Below are 24,659 nucleotides of genomic sequence, written 5' to 3'. Positions count from 1 at the left end.
TTTAACATCCTGGCCAGGAAGCTGGCCAAGATCGCCTGGGGCGTCTTCAAGAGCGGTCGGGACTTTGACCCAGCCATGCTGAAAGTGGGTCAAGCCTGCTTCCAGCAGGCTTGACCGCGAACATAGGATCTCGGCTCTACAACGCACAACGAAGAAGGGCGGCCTCGCGGCCGCCCTTCCATCGTTTTATTTCTTCTCGATGGCCGACTCGACCACCATGTCCAGCACGTACGCCTGCGACGGCGCATCGGCCGGCGGGTTCTTCACCTCGTAGCGCTTCACGCGCACCACGTTGCGCACGCCGTCTTCGTGGGTGTAGCCCTCGATGGTGCCGTAGAAGTTCTCGAACTTGCCCGGCTCGCCCTGCTTCAGGCCCTTGTCGTCGAACTTCACTTCACGCACCTGCAGGCACTGGTAGTCCGGGATCAGCGGGTGCGAGCACTTCTCGGTCTTCGCGGCCACTTCCAGAAACACGGTTTCGCCGGCCCCGCCGTAACGGGTTTCAGCGGTCGGTTCCGGGTTGAAGACCAGCGTGTCGCCCTTGGCGTTGGTCAGGGTCAGCTTGCCATCGGCATCCTGCTCGGCCTTCAGTTCGCCCTGCAGGCGGCTCGACACGGCCTCGTCCAGCGCCATCAGCGCCTTGTCGGTGCAGGCCATCATGGTCGAGGCCATCGCGCTGACGGCCAGCTTGCCAGCGTCGAAGGTGTAACCACCGCCCATGCGGTTGCAGGTGTTGCTGACCGACAGGCGGCCGTCAGCGAAGTCGAGGGTGACCGGCTTGTCCTGGCGGGCGAACAGCGCGTCGATGCGCTTGCCGTCGGCGCCGGTGGCCTGCTGCAGCAGCCAGTGCTGGCTCTGCAGGCGCTGCGCGTCCAGATGCGCCAGCGTCTGCTGGTCCGCTGCCTTGGCCGCGGCCGGGGCCACGTCATCGCCGCCGGTGCCGGCCGGGGCCGGGGTCTGGCTGCACGCGGCCATCAGGGCCAGCGGGAGGAGCAGGGTGAGCTTGCGGTTCATGGTGATTCTCCTTGGGGAACCGTGGGGGAAACGGGGTGGGGCTGGCATTGGGGTTACCGTGCCCCGGTGCTGTTCAGCTGCCGGAGGGCAACCACAGCAGCAGCGCCGCGCCCAGCGCGATGCGGTAGAGGGCGAAGGCCGTGAACCTGTGCGACTTGATGTAGCCCATCAGCCACTTCACTACGACGAAGCCGGTGACGGCCGCGGCAAGGAAGGCCACGCCCACCTCGGTCCAGTTCTCGCTGCCCAGCTGCCCGTCCCTGGCCAGTTCCAGGAAGGTGTAGGCACTGGCGGCGAACATGGTGGGAATGCCGACCAGGAACACGAATTCGGCCGCCGCCGCGCGGCGGCTCAGGCCCAGCAGCATGGCCAGGAAGATCGCCGAGGCCGAGCGCGAGGTACCGGGGAACACGCCTGCCACCACCTGCGCCAGGCCGACGCCGATCGCCACGGTCCAGGTCACCTGGTCGCGGTCAGGCAGGCGCGCGGTGTAGGCCTCCACCAGCAGCATCCAGACACCGCCGATGATCAGCGCCCAGGCCACAGGGCTGACCGTCTCCGGCAGCGACCAGCCGGCTTTGCGTACCACCAGGCCGACCACGGCGGTGACCAGGAAGGCCGCCCCCAGCTTGAATACATACTCCCGGTTCTCACGCTGGTTGAAGCCGGTGGCCAGCTGCAGCAGGCGCTGGCGGAACACCAGCACCACCGCGACGATCGCGCCGGCCTGGATGACGATGTTGAAGAAGTCCGAGCGGGCACCCAGCCAGTGCTGGGCAATGAGCAGATGGCCGGTGCTGGAGATAGGCAGGAATTCGGTCAAGCCTTCGAGGATGCCCAGCAGCAGGGCGGAGAGCAGGTCGGACATGGACGGTGCGGGCACGCGCGGCAGGAAGGAAGAAGGTCGAGAGGATAGACGATCCCTGCTGCACCAAACGGGTGCGCCTGCTGCCGACTGCACCCGTTTGGTGCGCGCTGTTCCGCACCGGTGCGGGGCGGGCTTAGGGAAATCAACGACTTGCGGGTCGCAAAAAGTTGGCACGGTCATTGCTGTACCTCAGCAGGCATTCATCCCCATCCGAGGTCGTACCGATGTCCGTGGAAAACGTTGAGAAGCTGATCAAGGACAACCAGATCGAATTCGTCGATCTGCGTTTCGTGGACATGCGTGGCGTCGAGCAGCACGTCACCTTCCCGGTCAGCATCGTCGAGCCGTCGCTGTTCGAAGAAGGCAAGATGTTCGACGGCAGCTCGATCGCCGGCTGGAAGGGCATCAACGAATCGGACATGGTGCTGCTGCCGGACCCGTCCAGCGCCTACGTCGATCCGTTCTACGCCGATCCGACCCTGGTGATCAGCTGTGACATCCTCGATCCGGCCACCATGCAGGCCTATGGCCGCTGCCCGCGCGGCATCGCCAAGCGTGCCGAGGCCTACCTGAAGTCCTCCGGCATCGCCGAAACCGCGTTCTTCGGCCCGGAGCCGGAATTCTTCATCTTCGACTCGGTCCGTTTCGCCAACGAAATGGGCAACACCTTCTTCAAGGTCGACTCGGAAGAAGCGGCATGGAACAGCGGCGCCAAGTATGACGGCGCCAACAGCGGCTACCGTCCCGGCGTGAAGGGCGGCTACTTCCCGGTTCCGCCGACCGACACCCTGCACGACCTGCGCGCCGAGATGTGCAAGACCCTCGAACAGGTCGGCATCGAAGTGGAAGTGCAGCATCACGAAGTGGCCACCGCCGGCCAGTGCGAGATCGGCACCAAGTTCAGCACCCTGGTGCAGAAGGCCGACGAGCTGCTGCGCATGAAGTACGTCATCAAGAACGTCGCGCATCGCAACGGCAAGACTGTCACCTTCATGCCCAAGCCGATCGTCGGTGACAACGGCAGCGGCATGCATGTGCACCAGTCGCTGTCCAAGGGCGGCACCAACCTGTTCTCCGGTGACGGCTACGGTGGCCTGAGCCAGCTGGCGCTGTGGTACATCGGCGGCATCTTCAAGCACGCCAAGGCCATCAATGCCTTCGCCAACTCGGGCACCAACAGTTACAAGCGCCTGGTGCCGGGCTTCGAGGCGCCGGTGATGCTGGCCTACTCGGCCCGCAACCGTTCGGCCTCGTGCCGCATTCCGTGGGTGTCCAATCCGAAGGCGCGCCGCATCGAAATGCGCTTCCCCGACCCGATCCAGTCCGGCTACCTGACCTTCACCGCGCTGATGATGGCCGGCCTGGACGGCATCAAGAACCAGATCGACCCGGGTGCACCGAGCGACAAGGACCTGTACGACCTGCCGCCGGAGGAAGAGAAGCTGATCCCGCAGGTCTGCTCCTCGCTGGACCAGGCGCTGGAAGCGCTGGACAAGGACCGCGAGTTCCTGAAGGCCGGCGGCGTGATGAGCGATGACTTCATCGACGGCTACATCGCGCTGAAGATGCAGGAAGTGACCAAGTTCCGCGCGGCCACCCACCCGCTGGAATACCAGCTGTACTACGCGAGCTGACCGGGCGCGATGGCGGTGGGTTCCCCCTCCCACCCGCCGCCATCGCTTCCGTTCTCGCGGCTGGGGAGCCGCAGGGCGGGCGCAGGCCCGCCGTTGTAGAGCGGACTGTCAGTCCGCTGCATTGGAACGCGAGCCATTGGCCCGCTTATCCAGGGGCAAGAGAGAGACCGGATACGCGACCAGGGCCGCCCTCCCTCCCGCGTCGGTCGTGCAAGGAGAGAGGCACGGCCGTCCCGGCCCTGTACGTGTCCGGTGCAACAGCCACGGTCATCATCCTGATGACCCGTGGTTGCCTGATGCCAACGCGCGCTGGCGCGCTGGCCCCATCCACCCTCGGGACATGCGCATGAAACTGATCTCCGCCATCATCCGACCGTTCAAGCTCGACGAGGTCCGCGAGGCCCTGTCCGATGCAGGCGTGTCGGGCATCACCGTGACCGAAGTGAAAGGCTTCGGTCGCCAGAAGGGCCACACCGAGCTGTATCGCGGTGCCGAGTACGTTGTCGACTTCCTGCCCAAGATCAAGATCGAAACCGTCGTCACCGACGAACGTGCCGACGCGGTGATCGAAGCGATCCAGTCGTCTGCCGGCACCGGCAAGATCGGTGACGGCAAGATCTTCGTGACCGCTGTCGAGCAGGTCATCCGCATCCGCACCGGCGAAATCGGCGCCGACGCGCTGTAAGCCCCCTTCCGGAGACTCCCCCATGAAGATGCGCCTTCTCACCGGGTGGCAAGCCCGGTTCCATGTCGTGTGGCTGTTGATGCTGCTCAGCGCGTTCGCCGCCGGTGCGTGGCCGGGCAGCGCCCATGCTCAGGCACAGGTGTCGCCGCTGCCGAGCGAAACCGTAGCGGTTGAACCGTTGCAGGCCCCGGTGGCCGCAGCACCTGCCGCTGCCGAAGCAACGGCCCCGGCGTTCGACCACGGTGACGTGGCCTGGATGCTCACTTCCACCTTGCTGGTGCTGTTGATGGTGGTTCCAGGCCTGGCCCTGTTCTATGGCGGCCTGGTGCGTTCGAAGAACGTGCTGTCGGTGCTCAGCCAGATCCTGGTGGTGTTCTCGCTGGTGCTGCTGCTGTGGGTGGCCTATGGCTACAGTGCGGTGTTCAGCGCCGGCAATCCGTTCTTCGGCTCGTTCACCAAATTCGCCTTCCTCAAGGGCTTCACTCCGGAGTCGGTGGGCAATACGCCGATCAAGGGCCTGCCGGATTACCTGTTCGTCGCCTTCCAGTCGACCTTCGCCGGCATCACCACCGCGCTGATCGTCGGTGCCTTCGCCGAGCGCATCAAGTTCCGTGCGGTACTGCTGTTCTCGGCACTGTGGTTCACCCTCAGCTACATCCCGATGGCGCACATCGTCTGGGGCGGCGGCTACCTGGGTGAACTGGGCGCGATCGACTTCGCCGGTGGCACCGTGGTCCACATCAATGCGGGCGTGGCCGGCCTGGTCGGCGCGTGGCTCGTCGGCAAGCGCCTGGGCTACGGCCAGACCGCGCTGAAGCCGCACAACGTACCGTTTACCTACATAGGCGCCATGCTGCTGTGGGTAGGCTGGTTCGGCTTCAACGCCGGTTCCGCCGCTGCGGCCGATACGGTGGCCTCGCTGGCCTTCCTCAATACCGTGCTGGCCACCGCCGCCGCCGTGCTCGGCTGGACCCTGGTGGAAGCGATCGGCAAGGGCAAGCCGTCGGCGCTGGGTGCAGCCTCGGGTGCGGTGGCCGGCCTGGTCGGCATCACCCCGGCCTGTGGCACGGTCGGCCCGCTTGGCGCGATCGTGATCGGCTTCGTCGCCGGCGTGATCTGCGTGTGGGGCGTGACCGGCCTCAAGCGCCTGCTGAAGGTGGACGACACCGCCGACGTGTTCGGTGTGCATGGTGTCGGCGGCATCGTCGGCGCGATCCTCACCGGCGTGTTCAGCGCGCAGTCGCTGGGCGGCACCAAGGCCGATCTGGATATCGGCCACCAGGTGTGGGTGCAGGTGGTCAGCGTCGGCCTGACCGTGCTGTGGTCGGCGGTGGTGACCGCGGCCATCCTGCTGCTGGTAAAGGTCGTGGTGGGCCTGCGCGTGACCGAAGAAGCAGAGCGCACTGGCCTGGATGTGACTTCGCACGGCGAGTCTGCCTACGAGGCCTGAGGTAGCGGCGTACTGACGTGGTGGGTGCCGACCGTTGGTCGGCACTTCCCCTGTCCTGGTTCTGGTAGGTGCCAAGCTTGCTTGGCACAGGGTCCGGGTCTGCTCTGGTGGGTGCCGACCGTTGGCTGGCACGGCCGGAGTGGCGCATCCACGCATGGCGTGGATCTACCGAATCTTTCTTGTGACATGCACCCTCGCGCCAGATCGCGCACAATCAGGCCATGCCTCCGATCCGCACCACACTGATGCTCTCGGCCTGCCTGTTGCTGGCCGCCTGCGCTTCCACGCCACGGGAAACGCGCAACCCGCTCGCCACCTGGGTGCCTTCGCCCAACCAGAACGCGCGCACGCCGGTCATCATCGTCATCCACCACACCGAGCAGAAATCGGTGCAGCAGAGCCTGCATACGCTGCGTACCGCCAACAGCGGTGGACCGGTCAGCGCGCACTACCTGATCGGCGCCGATGGCCATCGCTACCAGCTCGTCGCCGATGAGCGCCGTGCCTGGCATGCCGGCGCCGGGCGATGGGGCACCATCACCGATCTCAACTCGGCCTCGATCGGCATCGAGCTCGACAACGATGGCCGCAGCCCGTTCAGTGCGGCGCAGATCGAATCGCTGATCGTGCTGCTGCGTGACCTAACCACCCGCCTGAACATCCCGCCGCGCCAGGTGATCGCCCACGCCGACCTGGCACCGACGCGCAAGCAGGATCCGAGCCGCTTCTTCCCGTGGCAACAGCTGGCCGAGGCCGGCTTCGGCGTGTGGCCGCGCGCGGCCGACGGCGCGGCACCAAAAGGCTTCGACGCGTGGAATGCGCTGGCCCGCTTCGGCTATCCACTGGACAACCGAGAAGCCACCGTCGTCGCCTTCCACCGCCGTTTCCGTGGCCGCGACGACCTGCCCAAGGCGCTGGATGCCGAGGACGCCCGCATCCTGCATTCGTTGCTGCTGCAGATGCCGTGACTCCGCGCATGAACGCTTGACCCCGCGCCGGGTTGCCGCCCAGCGGCCGGCCCGCCACCATGGCGGCATGATCGATTCCGCTACCTTCTTCAAGCGCAAGCACTGGACCCTGTTGGCAGCGGCGGTGCTCGCCGGTTGCGCCACCACCGCTCCCCGCACGGGTTCCGAAGCGCCCACGGCGACCTCACCGCCGGCGGCCACCTACGCCAAGGTCGACTGGAAAGCCCTGCCAGCGGTCTCAAACAGCGATCTGCAGGCCGGCTTCGTTGCCTGGCGCAGCAGCTGCACCCGCCTGAAGAACGACGCTGCCTGGGCCAAGCCCTGTGCCACCGCCGCAGCCGTGTCAGACAAGGACCCGGCCGCGATCCGCCAGTTCCTGCAGCGCGACCTCGATGCCTATGCGCTGCGTGCTGGTGGCCGTCAGGCCGACGGATTGATCACCGGTTACTACGAGCCGATCTACCCCGGCAGCCTTACCCGTACCGATAAGGCCACGGTGCCGGTGTACGGCACGCCGGATGATCTGATCGTGGTGCAGCTGGACAGCCTCTACCCGGAACTGAAGGGCAAGCGCCTGCGCGGGCGGGTTGAGGGCAAGGTGCTCAAGCCCTATGACGATGCCGGCACCATCGCCGCCAAAGGCGTAAAGGCGCCGGTGCTGGCCTGGCTGACCGACCCGATGGACCTGCAGCTGCTGCAGATCCAAGGGTCCGGCCGCGTGCGCCTGGCTGATGGCACGCAGGTGCGGCTGGCCTATGCCGAGCAGAACGGCCACCCCTATCGCGCGATCGGTCGCTGGCTGGTGGACCAGGGCCAGCTGAAGAAGGAAGACGTCACCATGGACGCGATCCGCGCCTGGACCCGGGCCCATCCCGCGCGCGTGCCGGAACTGCTGCGCAGCAACCCCAGCTACGTGTTCTTCGTGCGCACTCCGGACAGCCCGGAAGGTCCGCGTGGTTCACTGAACGTACCGCTCACCGCCGGCTACAGCGTGGCGGTGGATCGCACCGTGGTACCGCTGGGCAGCCTGCTGTGGCTGTCCACCACGCGCCCGGACGGCAGCCCGGTGGTGCGCCCGGTGGCCGCGCAGGACACTGGCGGTGCCATCGCCGGCGAAGTGCGCGCCGACCTGTACTGGGGCAGCGGCGAAGCCGCGGGCAAGCTGGCCGGCGACATGAAGCAGAAGGGCAACATCTGGATGTTGTGGCCGAAGGGCGTGGCGTTGCCAGCGCCGGCCCGCTGAAGCGCCCACCTGCGCGCTGCGAGGTCGGGCGATAATGGCGCCATTCCGCACTTTCCGGCCGCGCCAGCGGCCAGGGCTCCTGCAATGACCTACGCAAAGCACAACGCAAAACCCGGCGCGAAGTCCGCCGCAAAGAAGTACTACAAGCACTGGGCCGAATCGGGCCTGGGCAAGGGCAACGTGCTGATGGAAGCGCGCGGCGAGAAGATCGTGCGGCAGGTGGAAATCTACGGCACCAGGATGGTCTGGGCCGACGAGCATGCCCACAGCGACGACCGCTTCCTGCTGGCCGACCAGCCGGTGTCGTTCCTGGATTTCGACGAGGACGACGAAATCTCCGCGCGTGAATTCGAAGCCGCCTGGAAGAAGGCACGGGAAGCCACCGGCTACCCGGTGTAATCCCCCCGGCTCCCGCCCTTGTAGCGCCGAGCTTTGCTCGACGCTGCAAAAGCGGGCACGTGAAATGTTATATGATTACATTTCACCGTAACCGCCCCCTCCCATGACTCCCACCCTTTTGGCCGCCTTGGCGGCCGCGCCGTTCGCCCCTGAAGCTTTCGCACAGTCCGCCGATGCCGCGCTCACCCTCGGCAAGGTGCAGGTGCACCAGCACGGCGAAGGCCAGCTCAGTGCGCACCAGGTACTGACTTCGGTGGACGTGCTCGGCGCGGACCAGATCGAAGACCGCAACGTCTCGCACAGCTGGGAGCTGCTGGGGCAGATGCCCGGCATCCAGCTCACCGAAACGCGGCAGGGTGCCGAATCGGGCAAGGTCAGCTTCCGCGCCTTCAACGGCGAGGGCTACCTCAACGCGATCAAGACCCTCATTGACGGCATCCCCAGCAACGTCAACAGCGGCAACCAGCGCTTCATCGACATGCTGTTCCCGCTGGACATCAGCTACATCGAAGTGGTGCGCGGTACCAACGACCCGCGCTACGGCCTGCACAACATCGGCGGCAACGTGAACTTCGGTACGCGCCAGGGCGGCACCTACACCGACGCGCGACTGGCCTATGGCAGCTACAACACCCGAGATGCACAGCTGGCAGTCGGCCGTGAAGCCAATGGCTTCGCGCAGAACTATTTCGTCGGCACCCAGGCCAGCGACGGCTACCGCGACCACGACACCTCGAAGAAGCATTCGCTGGGCGGCAAGTGGTTCTACGGCTCGCTGGACGACGGCCTGCGCGTGGGCCTGACCGCGCGTGCGTACCACCACGAAGCCGACGAACCCGGCTTCATGACCGCCGACGAGCTGCGCACGCACCGCCGTGGCAGCGACCTGCGCAACGGCAACGATGGCGATGACCGCGACATGCGCCAGCTTGCCGCGCACCTGGACATGAAGCTGTCCGACGCAATCACCTTCGGCACCCGCCTGTACTACAACCGCTACGAAGACGACCGTCGCGTGACCTTCAGCGACCTGCCCACCGGCAACCTGCCGCGCCAGCGCCGCGTATGGGACGAGCGGCAGCATGGCCTGCTCGGCACGCTCACCTGGCAGGCCAGCCCCACGCTCACCGTCGAGGGTGGCCTGAACTACGAGCAGCAGGACAACGGCTACCTCCGCGAGCGCTACGCCTACGCTGAACCCACCGATTTCAGCCAGCCCCCCGCGCGGGTGCAGAACAATGATCGCCACAGCTTCGACAACTGGGGCGCCTACGTGCAGGCCATCTACCAGCCCGTCGAGGCCTGGAAGATCGTGCCGGCCTATCGCGTCGACCGCTTCAGCGGCCGCACCCATCTGGTGAACGGCGTCAGCGGCCGCCTGCAGGACTACGGCACGATCGGCCAGCCCAAGCTGAGCATCATCCACACCCTGGGCCAGACCACCCACGTCTACGCGAACTGGGGCCGCACCTTCCAGGTACTGACCGGCTCCACCGCACCGGCCTACCTCACCCCGGGGCAGGCACCGATGCAGCCGTCCACCAACACCGGCATGGAGCTGGGCCTGAAGTTCCAGCCGTTCGCGGGCGCCCAGGCACGTCTGGCGGTGTGGCAGCAGGACGCGGAAAACGAGGTATCCAACATGCCGGCCACCGGAACCACGGTCATTCTGGGCAAGACCCGCCGGCGCGGCGTGGATGCGCAGTTGAGCCTGCAACTGGGCGACGACTGGACGGTGTGGGCGTCGCACGCCTACCAGGAAGCGAAGATCACCCGCGACGACCGCGATGCCGGCGTTTCCCTGCAGGGACGCGAAGTGGCTGCCACCCCGCGCCACATCAGCAATCTGGGCGTGGATTACCGCGCCGGTGATGCGCTGCGGCTGGGCCTGCAGGCGCGTGCACAGGGCGATTACTACCTGGAAGAGCGCAACGTAGCCGGCAAGTTCGGTGGCTTCGCCGTGCTCGACCTCAGTGCTGCCTACCAGCTTACCCCGCGATTCAGCGTGGACCTGCAGCTGAAGAACGCCACCAATCGCCAGTACGCCTACGCCTGGTACGACAGCTTCTTCTGGGACAGCGCCCGCCCGATGTTTTCGCCGGCCCCGGGACGCAGTGTGTTCGTCGGCCTCAACATGAAGCTGTAACCGGCCACGCATCTGGTAGTGGTCGAGCTCGCTCGACCTGCGGCGGGGGCCGGAGCCCTTTTCTGGCGGAACGTGCTCTGACCCCGAACCCCGCATTTTGCACTACATTGGTGCAATGTCCGACCCCGCACCCCCGCCATCCCTCGATGCCCTGGGCACGCCGCTGGCCTGGGCCGGGGCCGATGGCCGCATCATCGGCTGCAATCCGGCCTTCGGCCGCTGGCTGGGTGTCAGCGGGCGCCGCCTGCTGGGCCAGCCGCTGGCTGCACTGGAAGTGCAGGGCGAAGCGCTGGCCCACTTCCTGGCACGCGATGAGCGCGACAGCCTGCGCCTGAACCGGTTGGCGCTGGCGGTGCCCGGCGAGGCGCCGCGCTTCGCCGAGGGCTGGATGAGCCGCCGCGACGATGGCGGCTGGTTGCTGGAGGCACATCCGGTCGACGAATTCCCTGGGCTGGACCCGACGCAGGCCCTGCCCAGCGCGCTCAGCGCGGCGCTGAAGGGCCTGGCCCACGAGCTGCGCAACCCACTGGCCGGGTTGAAGGGTGCGGCCCAGCTGCTGGCCCGCCGCGCGGCCCAGCGCGAGGCCAGCGAGCGCGAACTGATCGAACTGATCGGCTCGGAGATCGAGCGCCTCAACGGCCTGCTCGACCAGCTGCTGTCGCCGGCCCCGGCCGCACCCCACGCCGAACTGAACATCCATGCCTCGCTGGAACGCGTGCTGCGCCTGGCCGAGAACGAGGCCGGCTGGGCAGTACGCCTGCAGCGCGACTACGACCCCAGCATTCCCGAATTCCGTGGCGACGCCGACCGTCTTACCCAGGCGGTGTGGAACCTGGTGCGAAACGCAATCCAGGCCGGTGCCGGCAGCATCACCCTGCGCACCCGCGTGGAGCATGGCGCGCGCATTGCCGAACAGCTGCACACGTTGGCCTTGCGCCTGGAAATCGCCGACGACGGCCGTGGCGTGCCCGAGGAACTGGCCGAACACCTGTTCCTGCCCTTGGTGAGTGGCCGCGCCGAAGGCACTGGACTCGGCCTGGCATTGGCCCAGCAGGTCGCGCGCGAGCATCGCGGCACGCTGACCTACCGCTCGCGCCCGGGTCATACCGTGTTCACCCTGCTGCTGCCGATTGTCAGTGGCGCCGCCCCGGCCGAGGAGGCCCCGCGCGATGTCTGAGTCTTCTTCGTCCCCGCAGCGCATCTGGGTGGTCGATGACGATCGTGCCGTGCGCTTCGTGCTGTGCACCGCGCTGCGCGAGGCGGGCTACCAGGTCGTCGATTTCGACAGCGCTGCGGCAGCCCTGCAGGCCCTGGGCGAAGGCGCGCCGCCGGCGCTGCTGTTCACCGATGTGCGCATGCCTGGCGACGATGGCCTCGTGCTGCTGGACAAGCTCAAGGCCGCGTTGCCGCAGCTGCCGGTGGTCGTGATGTCGGCCTATACCGATGTGGCCAGCACGGCCGGTGCGTTCCGCGGCGGCGCGCATGAATTCCTGTCCAAGCCGTTCGACCTGGACGATGCCGTGGCGCTGGCGCAGCGCGTGCTGCCGGCGGTGGCGCCGGCACTGGCAGCGCCCACGCCTGCGCCGGAAGCGCATGGCGACCAACCGCCGCAACTGGTGGGTGAGACGCCACCGATGCGCGCGCTGTTCCGCGCCATCGGTCGCCTGGCGCAGGCGCCGCTGGCGGTGCTGATCACCGGCGAGACCGGCACCGGCAAGGAGCTGGTGGCCAATGCACTGCATCGCGAATCGCCGCGCGCGCATGGGCCGTTCGTCGCGCTCAATACTGCTGCCATTCCGTCCGAGCTGCTGGAAAGTGAGCTGTTCGGCCATGAAGCCGGCGCCTTCACCGGCGCGCAGCGCCGCCATACCGGCCGCTTCGAGCAGGCCGATGGCGGCACGCTGTTCCTGGATGAGATCGGCGACATGCCGCTGCCGTTGCAGACCCGGTTGCTGCGCGTGCTCGCGCAGGGCGAGTTCTTCCGCGTCGGTGGCCGCGAACTGATCCGCGTCGATGTGCGCGTGGTGGCCGCCACCCACCAGGACCTGGAAGGGCTGGTCGCGCAGGGGAAGTTCCGCGCGGACCTGCTGCACCGCCTCGACGTGGTGCGCCTGCAGCTGCCGCCGCTGCGCGAGCGCCGCGAGGACATCGCGCAACTGGCCAGCACCTTCCTGGCCGCCGCCGCACGCAGGCTGGACACGCCGCCCAAGCGCCTGACCGCCGCCGCACTGCAGGCGCTGCGCGAACACGACTGGCCCGGCAACGTGCGCGAACTGGAAAACGTGTGCTGGCGGATGGCCGCGCTGGCCGCCGCTGACACCATCGGCGTGGCCGACGTCGATACCGCGCTGAACCGTACGCGGGGCGGTCGCGGCGGCATCAGCGGTGCCGATCCAGGCCAGTGGGAAGCGCTGCTGGCCGAATGGGCGCGCCGCCAGCTCGCCGAAGGCGTGGAAGGGCTGCATGCGCAGGTGCGCGAGCGGGTCGACCATGCGCTGCTGGAAGCGGCGCTTCAGATCACCCATGGCCGCCGCGCCGAAGCCGCTGCCCGCTTGGGCCTGGGCCGCAATACCCTTACCCGCAAGCTGGGCGCTGGCCGCCGCCGCGGGGGCCATTGAACGGTCCCTGCACGCGGTCCTCGCGCCTGCTTGCCGAACTGTTGATCGTTCATGGACGATGCAACGCTTAGTGTCACCTGCAAGGAGTCTTCGATGCGTCTGTCCTTTGCCATCCTGCCGTTGTCCGCCGCCGTGCTGCTGTCTGCCTGTGGCAGTACGCCGAAGAAAGCCGAGCCCACCCCGCCGCCGCCGACCGTGGTCAGCGCTGCGAAGCAGGGCGAGGCCAATCTCGCGCCGGCCTCGGCCAGCATTGTCAGTGGCCGCATCGCACTGATGGTGGAGCCCGGCGGCATGCACATCACCGGCCTGGTCGGTGGCCTGCAGCCGATGCAGCAGGCCGGCTTCCACATCCATGAGCGCGGCGACTGCAGTGCGGTGGATGCCAGCAGTGCCGGCAATCATTTCAATCCCGGTGGCGCTGCGCATGGCCGCGCCGGCACCGGCAAGCACCACCTGGGCGACATGGACAACCTGCGTGCCGACGCCCAGGGCCGCGCCAACGTCGATATCCACCTCAAGGGCGTTACCCTTGGCGGAGGCGCCGCCACCGATATCGCCGGACGTGCACTGGTCGTGCATGCCAACGCCGACGACTATCGCAGCCAGCCCGCCGGCAATGCCGGCGTCCGCATCGCCTGTGGCGTGATCCGGGTCGTCCGCTGATCACTGCAGGCATCATCGAGGGAGAGATTCCAATGCGTCTGATCCACACTTCGCTGTTTGCGGCCATCGCCGCGCTGGGCCTGGCGGCCTGTAATCAGCAGCCCGCCACGCCGCAGACTGAAACTCCGCCGGCCGCGCCGGCCGACGGCGCCACCACCGGACCGGCGGCAACTCCGGAACCGGCTGCGGCACCGGCGGCCGATGCTTCGGCAACGGCCGAGCTGGCACCGACCCAGGGCAACGAGACCAAGGGCAGCGTCACCTTCAAGGTGGTTGATGGCAAGGTGCACGTGACCGGCCAGGTTACGGGCCTGAAGCCGGGTAGCGAGCACGGTTTCCACATCCACGAGAAGGGCGACTGCAGCGCGCCGGACGGCATGAGTGCCGGCGGCCACTTCAACCCGGGCAAGCAGGACCACGGAAGCGTGGCGGCCGATCCGCACCACGGCGGCGACATGCCCAACATCAAGGCCGACGACAAGGGCGTGGCCACCATCGACGGCCCGGTGTCGAGCAACGTCAACATCGGCAAGGGTGATGACTTCGACATCATCGGCCGCGGCCTGATCGTCCACGCCGCTGCGGATGACTACAAGACCCAGCCGACCGGCAACGCCGGCGCGCGCCTGGCGTGTGCGGTGATCCAGAAGGCCCCGTAAGGACGCTTTTGCTGGAAACGGAAAACGCCGGCGCAAGCCGGCGTTTTTCTTTGCATCGCTTCCTGTAGAGCCGAGCCCATGCTCGGCTGCTCTTCGGTGGACCTGAGCCGAGCATGGACTCCGGCGCTACAGCAATACGCACGGCGGTCGCGCCCCGGCGAAACGCAATTGCACGGTAGCGCCGGGCCATGCCCGGCGGTGCGCATCCGCAGATCAGCGCGCCAGCAGCTCGCGCGCGTCCTGCCCGGCCTCGCAGTGCACGAACAGCACCGGCACGCCGTGTGCCTCCAGCACCGCAGCCATCTGCCGCTGGCGCATCAGGAACTGTTCGTAGATGCCCTTCAGGCGGTCGCAATCGTTCTTGCTGTGGTTGTAGTGCGCGCACCAACCGGCCGGGTCGAACAGTGCCATGCGTGCTTCGCCGTGCGTATAGCGCAGCAGCGGCTCGGGCGCGGCATTGAGCCACTCGTCCTCGCCCGGCGCCATGATCGCGGTCTCGATCAGCGGCCACAGCGCGGCCAGGCCCTGGTTGTCGTACTGCATCGACATCATCGCGGCCAGATCGTTCACGGTGAAGTAGCGTGCGTGTTCGATCCGCGCACCGAAGCTGTTCTGCGCCATCAGCGCGGTGTCGGCATGCGCCATGCCGTTGGCGAGCAAGGTGTCTTCCAGCGCATGCGCGACCGCGTTGGTGGTGGCCACATCGCTGCCGGTCAGTAGGAACGGCACCACGCGCAGGCCACCGCCAACCAGGCTGGCATCGGCCTGGAACGGCAGCGGCACATCACCCTCGGCATCGGTACCGAAGGCCAGCAGGCGCGGGCCCTGGTTGCGGCCCGGAGCACGCATCTGCAGTTCTTCCAGGCGGCGATGGATCGGCCAGCCCGGGCGCAGCACTTCGGCCGGGTCGAAATGGGCGGCGGCGAACACCAGGTCCAGCTCGGCTACCTGTGGCACCAGCTTGGACAGGTCACGGCCGACGCGTTCGGCCAGTTCACCGGCCTGTTCTGCGCTGAGCACCGCCTGGCGGGGGATTTCACCGCCGGCCAGTTCCAGGGCCAGCACGCCAAGGGCATTCATCGCGGGGTCGGGTTTGCTCATGGTTCCACGGTTGGCCCATCACAGGGCGGCAGCTACACTTGGCTCCATTATGCCTGCTCCGCCGTGCAGGCCATGTTGCAGACACCCTCATCCATGCCAGGTATCTCCATGCCCAACGCTCGTCCCGTCGCCATCCTCGGTGGCGTCCGCATTCCGTTCTGTCGCCAGAACACCGCGTATTCGGATGTCGGCAACCTCGGCATGTCGGTCCGTACGCTGGGTGCGCTGGTCGAACGGTTCGGCCTGCATGGCCAGCAGCTGGGTGAAGTGGCAATGGGTGCGGTGATCAAGCACTCCAGCGACTGGAACCTGGGCCGCGAAGCCACGCTGTCCTCCGGCCTGTCGCCGCTGACCCCGGGCATCACCCTGCAGCGCGCCTGCGGTACCTCGCTGGACAGCATCATCACCGTGGCCAACAAGATCGCGCTGGGCCAGATTGAATCGGGCATCGGTGGTGGTTCGGACACCACCTCCGACGTGCCGATCGTCTACGGCAAGAAGCTGCGTGCACGCCTGCTGGCCGCCAACCGCGCCAAGAGCACCGGCGACAAGATCCGCGCACTCACCGCTGGCTTCAAGTTCTCCGAGCTCAAGCCCGAGTTCCCGGGCGTGGCCGAGCCGCGCACCGGCAAGAGCATGGGCGACCACTGCGAGGACATGGCCAAGGAGTGGAACATCTCGCGCGACTCGCAGGACGAGTGGGCGGTGTCCTCGCACAAGAAGCTGGCTGCCGCCTATGAGCGCGGATTCTTCAACGACCTGATCGCACCGTTCCGTGGCGTCGAGCGTGACAACATCCTGCGCCCGGATACCTCGCTGGAAAAGCTGGCGACGCTGAAGCCGGCGTTCGACAAGGTCTCCGGCCGTGGCACGCTCACCGCCGCCAACTCCACCCCGCTGACCGACGGTGCCGCTGCGGTACTGCTGGCCAGCGAAGAGTGGGCACGTGCGCATGGCCATGAGCCGCAGGCCTATCTGCGCGATGCGCATGTCTCTGCGGTGGACTTCGTGCATGGCGAAGGCCTGCTGATGGCACCGACCGTGGCCGTGCCGGAGATGCTCAAGCGCAATGGCCTGACCCTGCAGGACTTCGACATCTACGAGATCCACGAGGCCTTCGCCGCGCAGGTGCTGTGCACCCTGCGTGCGTGGGAGAGCGAGGATTACTGCCGCAACCGCCTGGGCCTGGACGCGCCGCTGGGCCGCATCGACCCGGACAAGATCAATCTGCTGGGCTCGTCGCTGGCCACCGGCCACCCGTTCGCCGCCACCGGCGCACGCGTGATCGCTACCGCCGCCAAGCAGCTGGCCGAACGCGGCGGTGGCCGCGCGCTGGTGTCGATCTGCACCGCCGGCGGCATGGGCGTGGTGGCGATCGTCGAACGCTGATCGCTGCGACTACCGGGTTCCACATATGAAAACGCCGCCCGGTGGGCGGCGTTCTTTTTCTCCGGTGGGTGCCGACCGTTGGTCGGCACGCTTCACGGCAACCGCGGGTTGCCGAATTCGTCGCGCTCTTCGTTGGCGTCATACACCGGGGGCTGCACCGCGATCGGCTGCTCTTCCACCGTGGCACGCAGCGGCGCTTCGCTGCCGCGTACCAGTTCCACGCTGTCCTCGCCGCGCTGCAGGCGCAGCGCATTGGCCAGGCACTGTGCCGCCAGCGCGTGTTCGCCACGCTGCGCGAACAGTTCACCCAGTGCCTCCCACGCTGGGGCACCGGCGCCGGCGGCGATGGCCTCGTGCAGGAACGTATCGGCGGCATCCCACTGCTGCTGGGCCAGGGCCACGCGGCCCTGCGCCAGATGCAGTGCGGCCGAGCCATCATGCACATTGCGCCAGCGCGCCAGGTTGGCCTGGCGGGTGGCCAGGCGCTCGGCCGGCAGGCGGCCGTACAGCGCCACCAGTTCGTCGTCCCAGCGCTGGTCCAGCGCCTGTTCCAGCGCCAGCAGCGCCGGCTCATCCCAGTTCAGGGCCACCGCGCGGCTGGCATAGGCGCCCACCACGTCCGGGGTCGGCCGCAGCGCCTTCGGCGTGGCTTCCCACTGTGCGGCCAATGCGTTGACGTCGGCCGCTTCCAGCAGCGCCTGTGCGGCCAGGCGGGCTTCCAGTTCGCTGTTTGATTCGGCCGGCAGTACCTTGCTCTGGCGCAGCGCACCCAGCTGGCCATAGGCCTCGTGTGCGCGGCCGGCACGCGCCAGCGCTTCGGTACGCAGCCACAGGCCGCGCGGCGGCAGCGGCTGGATCGCGGCTACGTCCAATGCGTTGATCGCATCCACCGGCAGGTCGCGCGCCAACAGCTGTTCGGCGCGCAGCAGCGCCTGCAGCGTGGCATCGCTTTCGCCCAGGCGCTGCAGCAGTGCTTCACCGGCGGGGCCGTCGGCGCGCGCCTGTGCGCTGCGCACCGCATTGGCCAGTGCCACCGCGCTCACCTCCGGGTCCTTGGCCGCACCGTCCAGCAGTTTCTCGGCACGCTGCCACTGGCCATGCTCGTAGGCCTGCAGGCCGTCGATCAGGCGCACCCTGCCCTGCTTGCGGCGGTAGCGGCCCCAGGCACGGAACGGTGCAGCGATCAGGCTCCACAGCAGCCACAGCACCAGGACCGTGATCACCGCCAGCAGCGCTACCTTCGGCAGGTTGCTGTGATAGTCGTAGCCGCCGTAGCGCAGGGTCACCTCGCCGAAGCGGTTCAGGTCATCGGCGCCGAGCCATTGCGCGGCGACCACGCCGATGGCCACGGCCAGCAACAGCACGACCAGGGATTGCAGGGGTTTCATGCGGGCTTACCTCCGGTCGGTCTGGGTGCGCAGTTGTTGCAGGGTGCTGCCAAGGACAGCGTCGTTGGCCTGCAGTGGAAGTTCGCGCAAGGCCTTCAGTTCAGCACGTTGCGCGCGCAGGGCCGGTGAATCCGGCCAGCGTCGCTGTGCCCAGTGTTCCACCCGGTCCAGGGCGGAGTTGCGGCCCGCGCGGTCGCCACGCTCGATGGCGGCACGTGCCAGCGTCAGTTCCAGCTGCAGTGCATCGTCGGCGTTGCGCTGTTCGGCGGCCGTCAGTGGGCCGTTCTGGCGGCTGGGGGTGATGTCCACGAACGGGGCCAGGGTGGCCTGCCACCACGGCTTGGCAGCATTGCCGCCGGTCGTGCCGGTGATCTGTGACGGTAGGCCCTGCAGCGCCCGGGCCACAGCATCCAGACGCTGCAGCGACTGCACGCGCGGGCCGCTGCCGAGCGCGTCCAGTGCCTCGCGCTCCTGCACCAGCGCCTGGCGCAGGTTCAGGCCATCAGCGTCGGGCAGTTCGGCCAGTGCGGTGGCCGCCTGTGCGTACAGGCGGCGTGCGCCCTCCACGTCGTCGGCATAATTCAGCCGTTGCGCCGCCTGGGTCAGCAGCAGTTCGGCCTCATCGCGCTGTACGGCCTGGCGGCCCTGGTTGGCGCTGTCGGCCAGCTTGGCCAGGTTCTCTTCCAGCAACGCGCTGCGCTGGGAGAGGCCCAGCATCTCGTCGCGCAGCACGCGGTTGGTGGTGGCCGCGTCCTGCAGGCGCTGGCTGGTTGCGCGCTGGTCACGACGCAGCGCATCCAGCGTGGCCTCCAGGCCCTTCAGCTGGACGGCCGTGGTCTGTGCCTGCGCTTCCTGCTCATGCTGTTGCTGCTGCCAGACGTACCAGCCAGCGTAGCCGCCCGCGCCAAGCACGACCGCAGCGGCCAGCGGCAGCAACCAGCGCACGGGTCTACGGGGCGGGGAAACGGGCGGAGTCTCGTTCATGGGGCTTCCTTGTCGGCAACGTCGCCGGTCAGGGTCCGGCAGGCCGCATGGTGCACAGCATCACTGTTGCCGACCACAGCGGCAAGCGTGATCCACGTCCCTGTTCAGTTCGCTGCCGGGACGGTGAGCGTGGCGTGTGCAGCGGCCACCAGCTGCGCAGCAGTGGGGCCGGCGCTGCGTGAGATGTGCCGCAGGCCGAGCGACCGCGCCTGTTCGCCGAGGCGGTCGCTGGCAACCACCACGCGGGCAGACGCCCGCAGGCGCTGCTGCCAAGTCGGCGGAAGCTGCTGCCAGAAATGCAGCAGCGCCTCGCCACTGCTGACCGCCAGCACCCACGGCTGCGCTGAATGCGCCAATCGCGCCAGCGTGCGGGGCGAAAGGCGCAGCAGGCGACGCTGGTAGACATCGGCACGTTCGATCGCGGCGCCGGCGGCCTGCAGGTGTGCAGCAATCAGGCCGCGTCCGCCGGGCGCGGTGACCAGTCCGATGCGCAGGCCGCGGACGTCCGCCAGCACCGGCAGCGCCAGCAGCCCCTCGCTGTCCATCCGCTGCGGCGCATGCACCCCGGCGACGCCGTGCTCCCGCAGCGCGCGCGCGGTGCCTTCGCCCACGGTCAGCCACGGGCTGCGTTGCGCCTTGGCCAGCGGCAGCAGGGTGGCGGCCGCGGTAACCGCGGCCGGGCTGGTGAACACCACCCGGTCGCAGTTCAGCGCGCGTTGCAGCTGACGCACCACTGGCATGCCGTTCAAGCGCTGCAGGCGCCAGGGCGGCAGGGCCACCACATGCCCGCCCAGCCCAGCAACGGCGCGGCGCAGCGCGGAATTCTGGCCCTGCGGTCGCAGCGAAATGAAGGTCCAGCCCGGCTCGGAACCGGCGGCGCCAGTGGGTATCGTATGGTCGGCCATTGCCTGCATTATGCGGGCCCTTCGTTGTCGTGGTCGCTGCTCCGATGTCCGTTGATGCTCTGACTTCCTCGCTGGCCGCCCTGCAGGACGTGCTGGACTGCATGCCGGCGGTGCGCGCCATGCAGATCCAGCTCGATGGCTATGCCGATGGCGTGCTGCGCATCACCGCGCCGCTGGCCGCCAACGTCAACGACAAGGGCAACGCCTTCGGTGGCAGCCTGGCCTCGGTGCTGACCCTGTCCGGCTGGGCACTGGTCAGCCTGCGCCTGCGCCTGGCCGGCCACGATGCCGAGGTCTACGTGGCCGACAGCAACCTGCGCTACCTGGCCCCGGTCTACGAAGACCTGCATGCCCATGCCGAAGCGGCCGAAGCCAGCGGCTGGGATGCCTTCCTGAATACCTTCCGCCAGCGCCGCAAGGCCCGCATCAGCATCATCGCCACCCAGCCCGGCGCCGATGGCAAGCCGGCCGCCGAGTTCAGCGGTCGCTTCGTTGCCTTCGCCAAAGGGTAGGATGGCAGGCTGACGTCCTGGGGAAACCACCGATGCGCCGCCTCATCCAGTTCCTGATGTGTTCCCTGCTGCTGGTCAGCGCCGTGGCTTCGGCCGACGACCTCAGCCGCAAGCAGCGCAAGTTGCTGGAAGAGACCCAGATCGCCTACGGCGCCACCATCCGCTGGGGCAGCATGGACGATGCGATCGGCTATCTGGACCCCAAGCTGCGCAAGGAAAAGCCGCCGACCGAGTTCGAGCTCAACCGCTACGCACAGCTGCGCGTGTCGTCCTATCGCGAGCGCAGCAGCGCCGCGCTGGATGGCGGCCTGGTCGAGCGCCGTGTCGAAATCGGGGTGATCAACCAGAACACCCAGGCCGAGCGCACCGTGGTCGTGGTCGAGCGCTGGCGCTGGGACCCGGAGGCCAAGCGGTGGTGGCAGACCGCCGGCCTGCCGGACCTGTGGAAGGGGCAGTGACGGGCCGCGTCCGGCTTGTGCGACAATCGGCGCCCGCTTAATCGACCCGTGACCTGAGTGAATTACGAAGAGTTGCTGGCCTTTGCAGGCCGAAACCCGATGCTGTCCGCGGCCCTGGTCGGCCTGACCGTGGCCATCATCGTCACCGAGATCCGCCGCCTGTTCCGGGGCTTCAAGGGCATCAAGCCCGCCGAACTGACCCAGCTGATCAACGCGGGCGGCACGGTGGTGGTCGACCTGTCGGCCAGCGGTGACTTCGAGAAGGGCCACATTGCCGGCAGCCGCAACGCCCAGGCCAGTGCCTTCGGCCCGGAGCACAAGCTGGTGGCCAACGCCAGGCAGTCGCCGGTGGTGCTGGTGTGCCGCAGCGGCAACGCCTCGGAAACCGCCGCCAAGGCGCTGAAGAAGGCCGGCTTCGAGAAGGTCTACGTGCTCGACGGCGGCATTCCTGCCTGGCAGCAGGCCGAGCTGCCGCTGGTCAAGGGCCGCAACTGATTGCCGCAGGTGGCGGATCCGGCCTTGTATGGGCCTGATCCCGCCCCCATCGCAGTAATTCGACCATCGTTTTCATTGCATTCATTGGAGTTACTGGAAATGTCCGAAGAGATCACCAACGGCGCTGCTGCGCCGGTCGATGCCGCCACCGGCCCCGCTTTCACCGTCGAGAAGATCTACGTCAAGGACGTCTCCTTCGAGTCGCCGAACGCCCCGACCATCTTCAATGACCAGGTGCAGCCGGAGCTGCAGCTGAACCTGAACCAGCAGGTGCAGCGCCTGGGTGAGAACGCCTTCGAAGTCGTGCTGGCCGTGACCCTCACCTGCCAGGCCGGTGAGCGCACCGCCTACGTGGCCGAAGTGAAGCAGGCCGGCGTGTTCGGCCTGGTCGGCCTGGACCCGCAGTCGATCGACGTGCTGCTCGGCACCCAGTGCCCGAACATCCTGTTCCCGTACGTGCGCCAGCTGATCAGCGACCTGATCCAGGCCGGCGGCTTCCCGCCGTTCTTCCTGCAGCCGATCAACTTCGAAGGCCTGTACGCAGAAACCCTGCGCCAGCGCCAGGAGCAGGGCGACGCACCGTCGCTGGCTGACTCCGAGCCGGCCGGCAACGCCTGATTCCTGCCGCGACGTCACGGATGAGCACTCCCGCTGACAAGATCGCCGTGCTGGGCGCCGGTTCCTGGGGAACCGCGCTGGCCAGCCTGCTCGCACGGCACGGTCACCCGACCGTGCTGTGGGGGCGCGATGCTGCCGTGGTCGACGCCATCGACCAGCGCCACGAGAACCCGCGTTACCTGCCGGGCATCCCGCTGCCGGACGGCCTGCGTGCCACTACCGACCTGGCGTCGGCGGTGGAGGGAGCGGCCTGGATCCTGGTGGTGACCCCCTCGCATGCCTTCGGCGAAACCGTGCGCGCGCTGGCGCCGCTGCGCCCGGCCGGTGCCGGCGTGGCCTGGGCCACCAAGGGCTTTGAGCCCGGTTCGGGCCGCTTCCTGCACGAAGTGGCGCGCGAAGTGCTGGGCGAGGACGTGCCGCTGGCCGTGGTCACCGGCCCGTCGTTCGCCAAGGAAGTGACCCAGGGCCTGCCGACCGCGATCACCGTGCACGGCGACGTGCCCGAGTTCGCGCAGACGGTGGCCGAGGCGATGCACGGCCCGGCGTTCCGCGCCTACACCGGCGACGACATGGTCGGTGCCGAGCTGGGCGGCGCGATGAAGAACGTGCTGGCGGTGGCCACCGGCGTGGCCGATGGCATGCAGTTGGGCCTGAACGCCCGTGCCGGCCTGATCACCCGCGGCCTCAACGAAATGCTGCGCCTGGCCGCTGCGATCGGCGCCAAGCCGGAAACGCTGATGGGCCTGGCCGGCCTGGGCGATCTGGTGCTGACCTGCACCGGCGACCTGTCGCGCAACCGCCGCCTGGGCCTGGCCCTGGGCCGCGGCCAGACGCTGCAGGATGCCGTGCGCGAGATCGGCCAGGTGGTCGAGTCGGTGCAGACTGCCGACGAAGTGATGCGACAGGCGCGCCGCCATGGCATCGACCTGCCGATCTCCGACGGTGTGCGTGCCGTGCTGCATGGCGAGCAGACCCCGGAAGAAGGCTTGCGCGCACTGCTGGCGCGGGAACAGAAACCGGAGTATCCGGACACGCTGTTCAAGTGAATCGAAAAACCCCGGCCAGGTGCCGGGGTTTTTTCTTGTGCGCCTCATCCACGCATGGCGTGGATCCAGGACGGATCCCGCTTCTGGTAGCGGCCAACCTTGGTTGGCGCCCGGTAGCGCCGGGCCATGCCCGGCGGCATTCATCACCGCGCCCGCGGCGGCGCGTTGCTGTTGTCCATGTCCGAAAAGATCAGCCACGGCCCATCACGCTCACGCTTCAGCGTGAGCGTGAACTTGCCGGTATCGCCCACGTTGTTGCCGTAGCTGTACGCACCGATGATGTAACCCGTGTTCCCTTCCACCGCATACGCCAAGGCACGCAACCGCAACGGACTGCCGCCCTGTCCGGCATATGCAGCCTCGATCGCAGTGCGCCCGCGCACGGGTGGCTGGTTGCTCTGCAGCACAAAGCCATCCTCGGCGAAGAGCGCAGCCAGTGCCCTGGCATCACCCCCGCGCCACGCCTGCTCGTAGTTGCGCAGCACACGGTCCAGCGGTGCGGGCAGGGCTGCGTCCGGGAGAGGCTGCGCAGGCTTCGCGTTTTCTGCATCGTGGGCAATTGCCGGCAATGCCAGCAGCAGGGCACTGCAGAAGATCATGGCGAGTCGTGTGCGGCGCATGCGTCCAGGCCCTGGCGATGATGGGAAGGCTTCAGACGCATCCTAGCGCGCCGCTGGTTAGAATCACGCGGCCGCCGATTCGGTGGACGCGGCGCAGATCAGACAAGGACACGCGATGAAGATGCGAATCACAGGGATGGCGATGATGGCCGCGCTGCTGGCAGCCTGCGGACAGGCACCGGAGAAGACTGGCGAGGCCGCGCCTGCTGCGGCGCCAGCACCAACCACCGAAGCTCCGGCCGCCACGGCCACGGTGGTCGAGAAGGAACCGTCAATCGAAGACAGCGTGGACCCCGCGGTGTGGGACAGCGAGGGCGAACCGGAAGACCCGGGCGCTGGCGGCGAACTGACCTGCGCGGACAATCCGCTGGCGACCCACTTCTTCACCCTGGTCGGCGGCAGTACCGTGGACGACTGCGGCCGCAAGGACCCGAAGGTGCTGGCCGCGTTCGATGCGCTGATGAAGGGCACGCAGGACGCCGAATCCACTGACAAGGATATGCCGTCGCTGCGCAAGCGCCTGTTGAGCGGACCCAGCGGCCCTGGCGAGCTGGTAGTGCTGCAGGGCGAGCCGTGGTGGTTCTACACCGCCTGCCAGGCCCACGACTGCCCCGGCACCGCGTTGGCGATGCTGTACTCACCCACGCAGGCGAAGATGGTCGGCCGTCTTACCGCGCGCTGCCGTGTGTGGTGGCTGGGCGAGCCGACGGCGGAACAGCGTGAGCAGATCGAACAGCGCCAGCCACTGCAGGATGCCGCGTTGAAGGAAGACAGCGCGCTCTGCGAGTGATGTGGC

25 protein-coding genes and 1 pseudogene are annotated in these 24,659 nt (G+C 67.8%); 19 read left to right on the top strand and 7 right to left on the bottom strand.

Features of this window, described 5'->3' with window-relative positions:
* Positions 1-114 (top strand): annotated as a pseudogene (locus AC5P65_RS15515) (IS110 family transposase); the annotation flags it as partial.
* A 72-nt stretch (positions 115-186) separates the two neighbouring features.
* On the opposite strand, the gene AC5P65_RS15510 reads toward AC5P65_RS15515, so the two are convergent.
* Together AC5P65_RS15510 and AC5P65_RS15505 are read right to left on the bottom strand one after the other, a co-directional pair.
* Positions 187-1,014, bottom strand: a complete 828-nt coding sequence (locus AC5P65_RS15510) for an META and DUF4377 domain-containing protein (RefSeq protein ID WP_111097739.1) — start codon at positions 1,012-1,014, stop codon at positions 187-189.
* 73 nt (positions 1,015-1,087) lie between these two features.
* Complete coding sequence (locus AC5P65_RS15505; protein WP_111097740.1) at positions 1,088-1,882, bottom strand: undecaprenyl-diphosphate phosphatase; 795 nt, start codon at positions 1,880-1,882, stop codon at positions 1,088-1,090.
* Positions 1,883-2,106: 224 nt separating this feature from the next.
* Between AC5P65_RS15505 and glnA the strand changes: the two genes are divergently transcribed.
* The 11 genes from glnA (at position 2,107) to AC5P65_RS15450 (ending at position 14,347) form a co-directional block, all read left to right on the top strand.
* Positions 2,107-3,516, top strand: coding sequence for a type I glutamate--ammonia ligase (gene glnA / locus AC5P65_RS15500; protein WP_019661939.1), 1,410 nt, complete (start codon positions 2,107-2,109; stop codon positions 3,514-3,516).
* A 346-nt stretch (positions 3,517-3,862) separates the two neighbouring features.
* Positions 3,863-4,201, top strand: a complete 339-nt coding sequence (locus AC5P65_RS15495) for a P-II family nitrogen regulator (RefSeq protein ID WP_004134334.1) — start codon at positions 3,863-3,865, stop codon at positions 4,199-4,201.
* A gap of 22 nt (positions 4,202-4,223) precedes the next feature.
* A complete protein-coding gene (amt, locus tag AC5P65_RS15490) occupies positions 4,224-5,651 on the top strand; it encodes an ammonium transporter (RefSeq protein ID WP_111097741.1) in 1,428 nt (475 codons plus the stop codon).
* A gap of 221 nt (positions 5,652-5,872) precedes the next feature.
* Positions 5,873-6,619, top strand: coding sequence for an N-acetylmuramoyl-L-alanine amidase (locus AC5P65_RS15485; RefSeq protein WP_111102903.1), 747 nt, complete (start codon positions 5,873-5,875; stop codon positions 6,617-6,619).
* 67 nt (positions 6,620-6,686) lie between these two features.
* Positions 6,687-7,862: a murein transglycosylase A gene (gene mltA, locus AC5P65_RS15480; protein ID WP_456115570.1), complete on the top strand. Its 1,176-nt coding sequence runs from the start codon at positions 6,687-6,689 to the stop codon at positions 7,860-7,862.
* Between the two features lie 84 nt (positions 7,863-7,946).
* Positions 7,947-8,261, top strand: coding sequence for a hypothetical protein (locus AC5P65_RS15475; RefSeq protein ID WP_021204073.1), 315 nt, complete (start codon positions 7,947-7,949; stop codon positions 8,259-8,261).
* Between the two features lie 103 nt (positions 8,262-8,364).
* Entirely contained in the window at positions 8,365-10,407 is a 2,043-nt protein-coding gene (locus AC5P65_RS15470; RefSeq protein WP_111102896.1) for a TonB-dependent receptor, read from the top strand.
* Positions 10,408-10,522: 115 nt separating this feature from the next.
* Entirely contained in the window at positions 10,523-11,584 is a 1,062-nt protein-coding gene (locus tag AC5P65_RS15465) for a two-component system sensor histidine kinase NtrB (RefSeq protein WP_111097744.1), read from the top strand.
* Complete coding sequence (gene ntrC, locus AC5P65_RS15460; protein ID WP_111097745.1) at positions 11,577-13,025, top strand: nitrogen regulation protein NR(I); 1,449 nt, start codon at positions 11,577-11,579, stop codon at positions 13,023-13,025. The genes AC5P65_RS15465 and ntrC overlap by 8 nt, the downstream gene beginning before the upstream one ends.
* A 93-nt stretch (positions 13,026-13,118) precedes the next feature.
* The gene (locus AC5P65_RS15455; protein WP_019661930.1) at positions 13,119-13,688 is read left to right on the top strand and encodes a superoxide dismutase family protein; all 570 of its coding nucleotides are present in this window, start codon (positions 13,119-13,121) and stop codon (positions 13,686-13,688) included.
* A 32-nt stretch (positions 13,689-13,720) separates the two neighbouring features.
* Positions 13,721-14,347, top strand: a complete 627-nt coding sequence (locus AC5P65_RS15450; protein WP_111097746.1) for a superoxide dismutase family protein — start codon at positions 13,721-13,723, stop codon at positions 14,345-14,347.
* A 213-nt stretch (positions 14,348-14,560) separates the two neighbouring features.
* On the opposite strand, the gene AC5P65_RS15445 is transcribed toward AC5P65_RS15450, so the two are convergent.
* A complete protein-coding gene (locus AC5P65_RS15445) occupies positions 14,561-15,448 on the bottom strand; it encodes a hypothetical protein (RefSeq protein WP_019661928.1) in 888 nt (295 codons plus the stop codon).
* Positions 15,449-15,541: 93 nt separating this feature from the next.
* On the opposite strand from AC5P65_RS15445, the gene AC5P65_RS15440 reads away from it, so the two are divergent.
* A complete protein-coding gene (locus tag AC5P65_RS15440; protein WP_099551602.1) occupies positions 15,542-16,837 on the top strand; it encodes an acetyl-CoA C-acetyltransferase in 1,296 nt (431 codons plus the stop codon).
* A gap of 92 nt (positions 16,838-16,929) precedes the next feature.
* Here the strand turns inward: AC5P65_RS15440 and AC5P65_RS15435 are convergent, their stop codons facing one another.
* From AC5P65_RS15435 to AC5P65_RS15425, 3 genes are all read right to left on the bottom strand, one after another.
* Positions 16,930-18,225 carry a heme biosynthesis HemY N-terminal domain-containing protein gene (locus AC5P65_RS15435; RefSeq protein ID WP_019661926.1) on the bottom strand — a complete coding sequence of 432 codons (1,296 nt, stop codon included), beginning with the start codon at positions 18,223-18,225 and terminating at the stop codon, positions 16,930-16,932.
* Positions 18,226-18,231: 6 nt separating this feature from the next.
* A complete protein-coding gene (locus tag AC5P65_RS15430; protein ID WP_164144797.1) occupies positions 18,232-19,209 on the bottom strand; it encodes a uroporphyrinogen-III C-methyltransferase in 978 nt (325 codons plus the stop codon).
* A gap of 104 nt (positions 19,210-19,313) precedes the next feature.
* Positions 19,314-20,123 carry a uroporphyrinogen-III synthase gene (locus AC5P65_RS15425; RefSeq protein ID WP_021204065.1) on the bottom strand — a complete coding sequence of 270 codons (810 nt, stop codon included), beginning with the start codon at positions 20,121-20,123 and terminating at the stop codon, positions 19,314-19,316.
* Positions 20,124-20,158: 35 nt separating this feature from the next.
* Between AC5P65_RS15425 and AC5P65_RS15420 the strand changes: the two genes are divergently transcribed.
* From AC5P65_RS15420 to AC5P65_RS15400, 5 genes are all read left to right on the top strand, one after another.
* Positions 20,159-20,626 carry a YiiD C-terminal domain-containing protein gene (locus AC5P65_RS15420; protein WP_008266702.1) on the top strand — a complete coding sequence of 156 codons (468 nt, stop codon included), beginning with the start codon at positions 20,159-20,161 and terminating at the stop codon, positions 20,624-20,626.
* Between the two features lie 32 nt (positions 20,627-20,658).
* Positions 20,659-21,084, top strand: a complete 426-nt coding sequence (locus tag AC5P65_RS15415) for a hypothetical protein (RefSeq protein WP_058980224.1) — start codon at positions 20,659-20,661, stop codon at positions 21,082-21,084.
* Between the two features lie 57 nt (positions 21,085-21,141).
* Positions 21,142-21,579 (top strand): rhodanese-like domain-containing protein, encoded by a 438-nt coding sequence (locus AC5P65_RS15410; RefSeq protein WP_058980222.1) that lies wholly within the window; start codon positions 21,142-21,144, stop codon positions 21,577-21,579.
* Positions 21,580-21,678: 99 nt separating this feature from the next.
* Positions 21,679-22,197 (top strand): protein-export chaperone SecB, encoded by a 519-nt coding sequence (gene secB, locus AC5P65_RS15405; RefSeq protein ID WP_005407596.1) that lies wholly within the window; start codon positions 21,679-21,681, stop codon positions 22,195-22,197.
* 20 nt (positions 22,198-22,217) lie between these two features.
* Positions 22,218-23,243, top strand: a complete 1,026-nt coding sequence (locus AC5P65_RS15400) for an NAD(P)H-dependent glycerol-3-phosphate dehydrogenase (protein WP_111097750.1) — start codon at positions 22,218-22,220, stop codon at positions 23,241-23,243.
* A gap of 143 nt (positions 23,244-23,386) precedes the next feature.
* On the opposite strand, the gene AC5P65_RS15395 is transcribed toward AC5P65_RS15400, so the two are convergent.
* Positions 23,387-23,842, bottom strand: coding sequence for a YybH family protein (locus AC5P65_RS15395; protein ID WP_019661921.1), 456 nt, complete (start codon positions 23,840-23,842; stop codon positions 23,387-23,389).
* 136 nt (positions 23,843-23,978) lie between these two features.
* Here AC5P65_RS15395 and AC5P65_RS15390 point away from each other — a divergent pair, with 136 nt between their 5' ends.
* Positions 23,979-24,653: an Ivy family c-type lysozyme inhibitor gene (locus tag AC5P65_RS15390; RefSeq protein WP_111097751.1), complete on the top strand. Its 675-nt coding sequence runs from the start codon at positions 23,979-23,981 to the stop codon at positions 24,651-24,653.
* Positions 24,654-24,659 lie beyond the last annotated feature (6 nt).

The organism is Stenotrophomonas sp. YJH_SMC_48-3 (genome assembly GCF_059369375.1).
The sequence above is the reverse complement of the archived record's forward strand: the minus strand, read 5'-3'. Positions and strand labels throughout refer to the sequence as shown.

Bases quoted from the DNA above. Each gene is read 5' to 3' on its own strand.
- secB (WP_005407596.1), top strand. From the start codon at position 21,679: ATGTCCGAAGAGATCACCAACGGCGCTGCTGCGCCGGTCGATGCCGCC.
- AC5P65_RS15430 (WP_164144797.1), bottom strand. From the start codon at position 19,209: ATGAACGAGACTCCGCCCGTTTCCCCGCCCCGTAGACCCGTGCGCTGG.
- ntrC (WP_111097745.1), top strand. From the start codon at position 11,577: ATGTCTGAGTCTTCTTCGTCCCCGCAGCGCATCTGGGTGGTCGATGAC.
- AC5P65_RS15415 (WP_058980224.1), top strand. From the start codon at position 20,659: ATGCGCCGCCTCATCCAGTTCCTGATGTGTTCCCTGCTGCTGGTCAGC.
- glnA (WP_019661939.1), top strand. From the start codon at position 2,107: ATGTCCGTGGAAAACGTTGAGAAGCTGATCAAGGACAACCAGATCGAA.
- AC5P65_RS15440 (WP_099551602.1), top strand. From the start codon at position 15,542: ATGCCAGGTATCTCCATGCCCAACGCTCGTCCCGTCGCCATCCTCGGT.
- AC5P65_RS15395 (WP_019661921.1), bottom strand. From the start codon at position 23,842: ATGATCTTCTGCAGTGCCCTGCTGCTGGCATTGCCGGCAATTGCCCAC.
- AC5P65_RS15445 (WP_019661928.1), bottom strand. From the start codon at position 15,448: ATGAGCAAACCCGACCCCGCGATGAATGCCCTTGGCGTGCTGGCCCTG.
- AC5P65_RS15450 (WP_111097746.1), top strand. From the start codon at position 13,721: ATGCGTCTGATCCACACTTCGCTGTTTGCGGCCATCGCCGCGCTGGGC.
- AC5P65_RS15475 (WP_021204073.1), top strand. From the start codon at position 7,947: ATGACCTACGCAAAGCACAACGCAAAACCCGGCGCGAAGTCCGCCGCA.
- AC5P65_RS15485 (WP_111102903.1), top strand. From the start codon at position 5,873: ATGCCTCCGATCCGCACCACACTGATGCTCTCGGCCTGCCTGTTGCTG.
- AC5P65_RS15455 (WP_019661930.1), top strand. From the start codon at position 13,119: ATGCGTCTGTCCTTTGCCATCCTGCCGTTGTCCGCCGCCGTGCTGCTG.
- AC5P65_RS15465 (WP_111097744.1), top strand. From the start codon at position 10,523: ATGTCCGACCCCGCACCCCCGCCATCCCTCGATGCCCTGGGCACGCCG.
- AC5P65_RS15470 (WP_111102896.1), top strand. From the start codon at position 8,365: ATGACTCCCACCCTTTTGGCCGCCTTGGCGGCCGCGCCGTTCGCCCCT.
- AC5P65_RS15510 (WP_111097739.1), bottom strand. From the start codon at position 1,014: ATGAACCGCAAGCTCACCCTGCTCCTCCCGCTGGCCCTGATGGCCGCG.
- AC5P65_RS15505 (WP_111097740.1), bottom strand. From the start codon at position 1,882: ATGTCCGACCTGCTCTCCGCCCTGCTGCTGGGCATCCTCGAAGGCTTG.
- AC5P65_RS15425 (WP_021204065.1), bottom strand. From the start codon at position 20,123: ATGCAGGCAATGGCCGACCATACGATACCCACTGGCGCCGCCGGTTCC.
- AC5P65_RS15495 (WP_004134334.1), top strand. From the start codon at position 3,863: ATGAAACTGATCTCCGCCATCATCCGACCGTTCAAGCTCGACGAGGTC.
- AC5P65_RS15435 (WP_019661926.1), bottom strand. From the start codon at position 18,225: ATGAAACCCCTGCAATCCCTGGTCGTGCTGTTGCTGGCCGTGGCCATC.
- AC5P65_RS15420 (WP_008266702.1), top strand. From the start codon at position 20,159: ATGTCCGTTGATGCTCTGACTTCCTCGCTGGCCGCCCTGCAGGACGTG.
- mltA (WP_456115570.1), top strand. From the start codon at position 6,687: ATGATCGATTCCGCTACCTTCTTCAAGCGCAAGCACTGGACCCTGTTG.
- AC5P65_RS15390 (WP_111097751.1), top strand. From the start codon at position 23,979: ATGAAGATGCGAATCACAGGGATGGCGATGATGGCCGCGCTGCTGGCA.
- AC5P65_RS15400 (WP_111097750.1), top strand. From the start codon at position 22,218: ATGAGCACTCCCGCTGACAAGATCGCCGTGCTGGGCGCCGGTTCCTGG.
- amt (WP_111097741.1), top strand. From the start codon at position 4,224: ATGAAGATGCGCCTTCTCACCGGGTGGCAAGCCCGGTTCCATGTCGTG.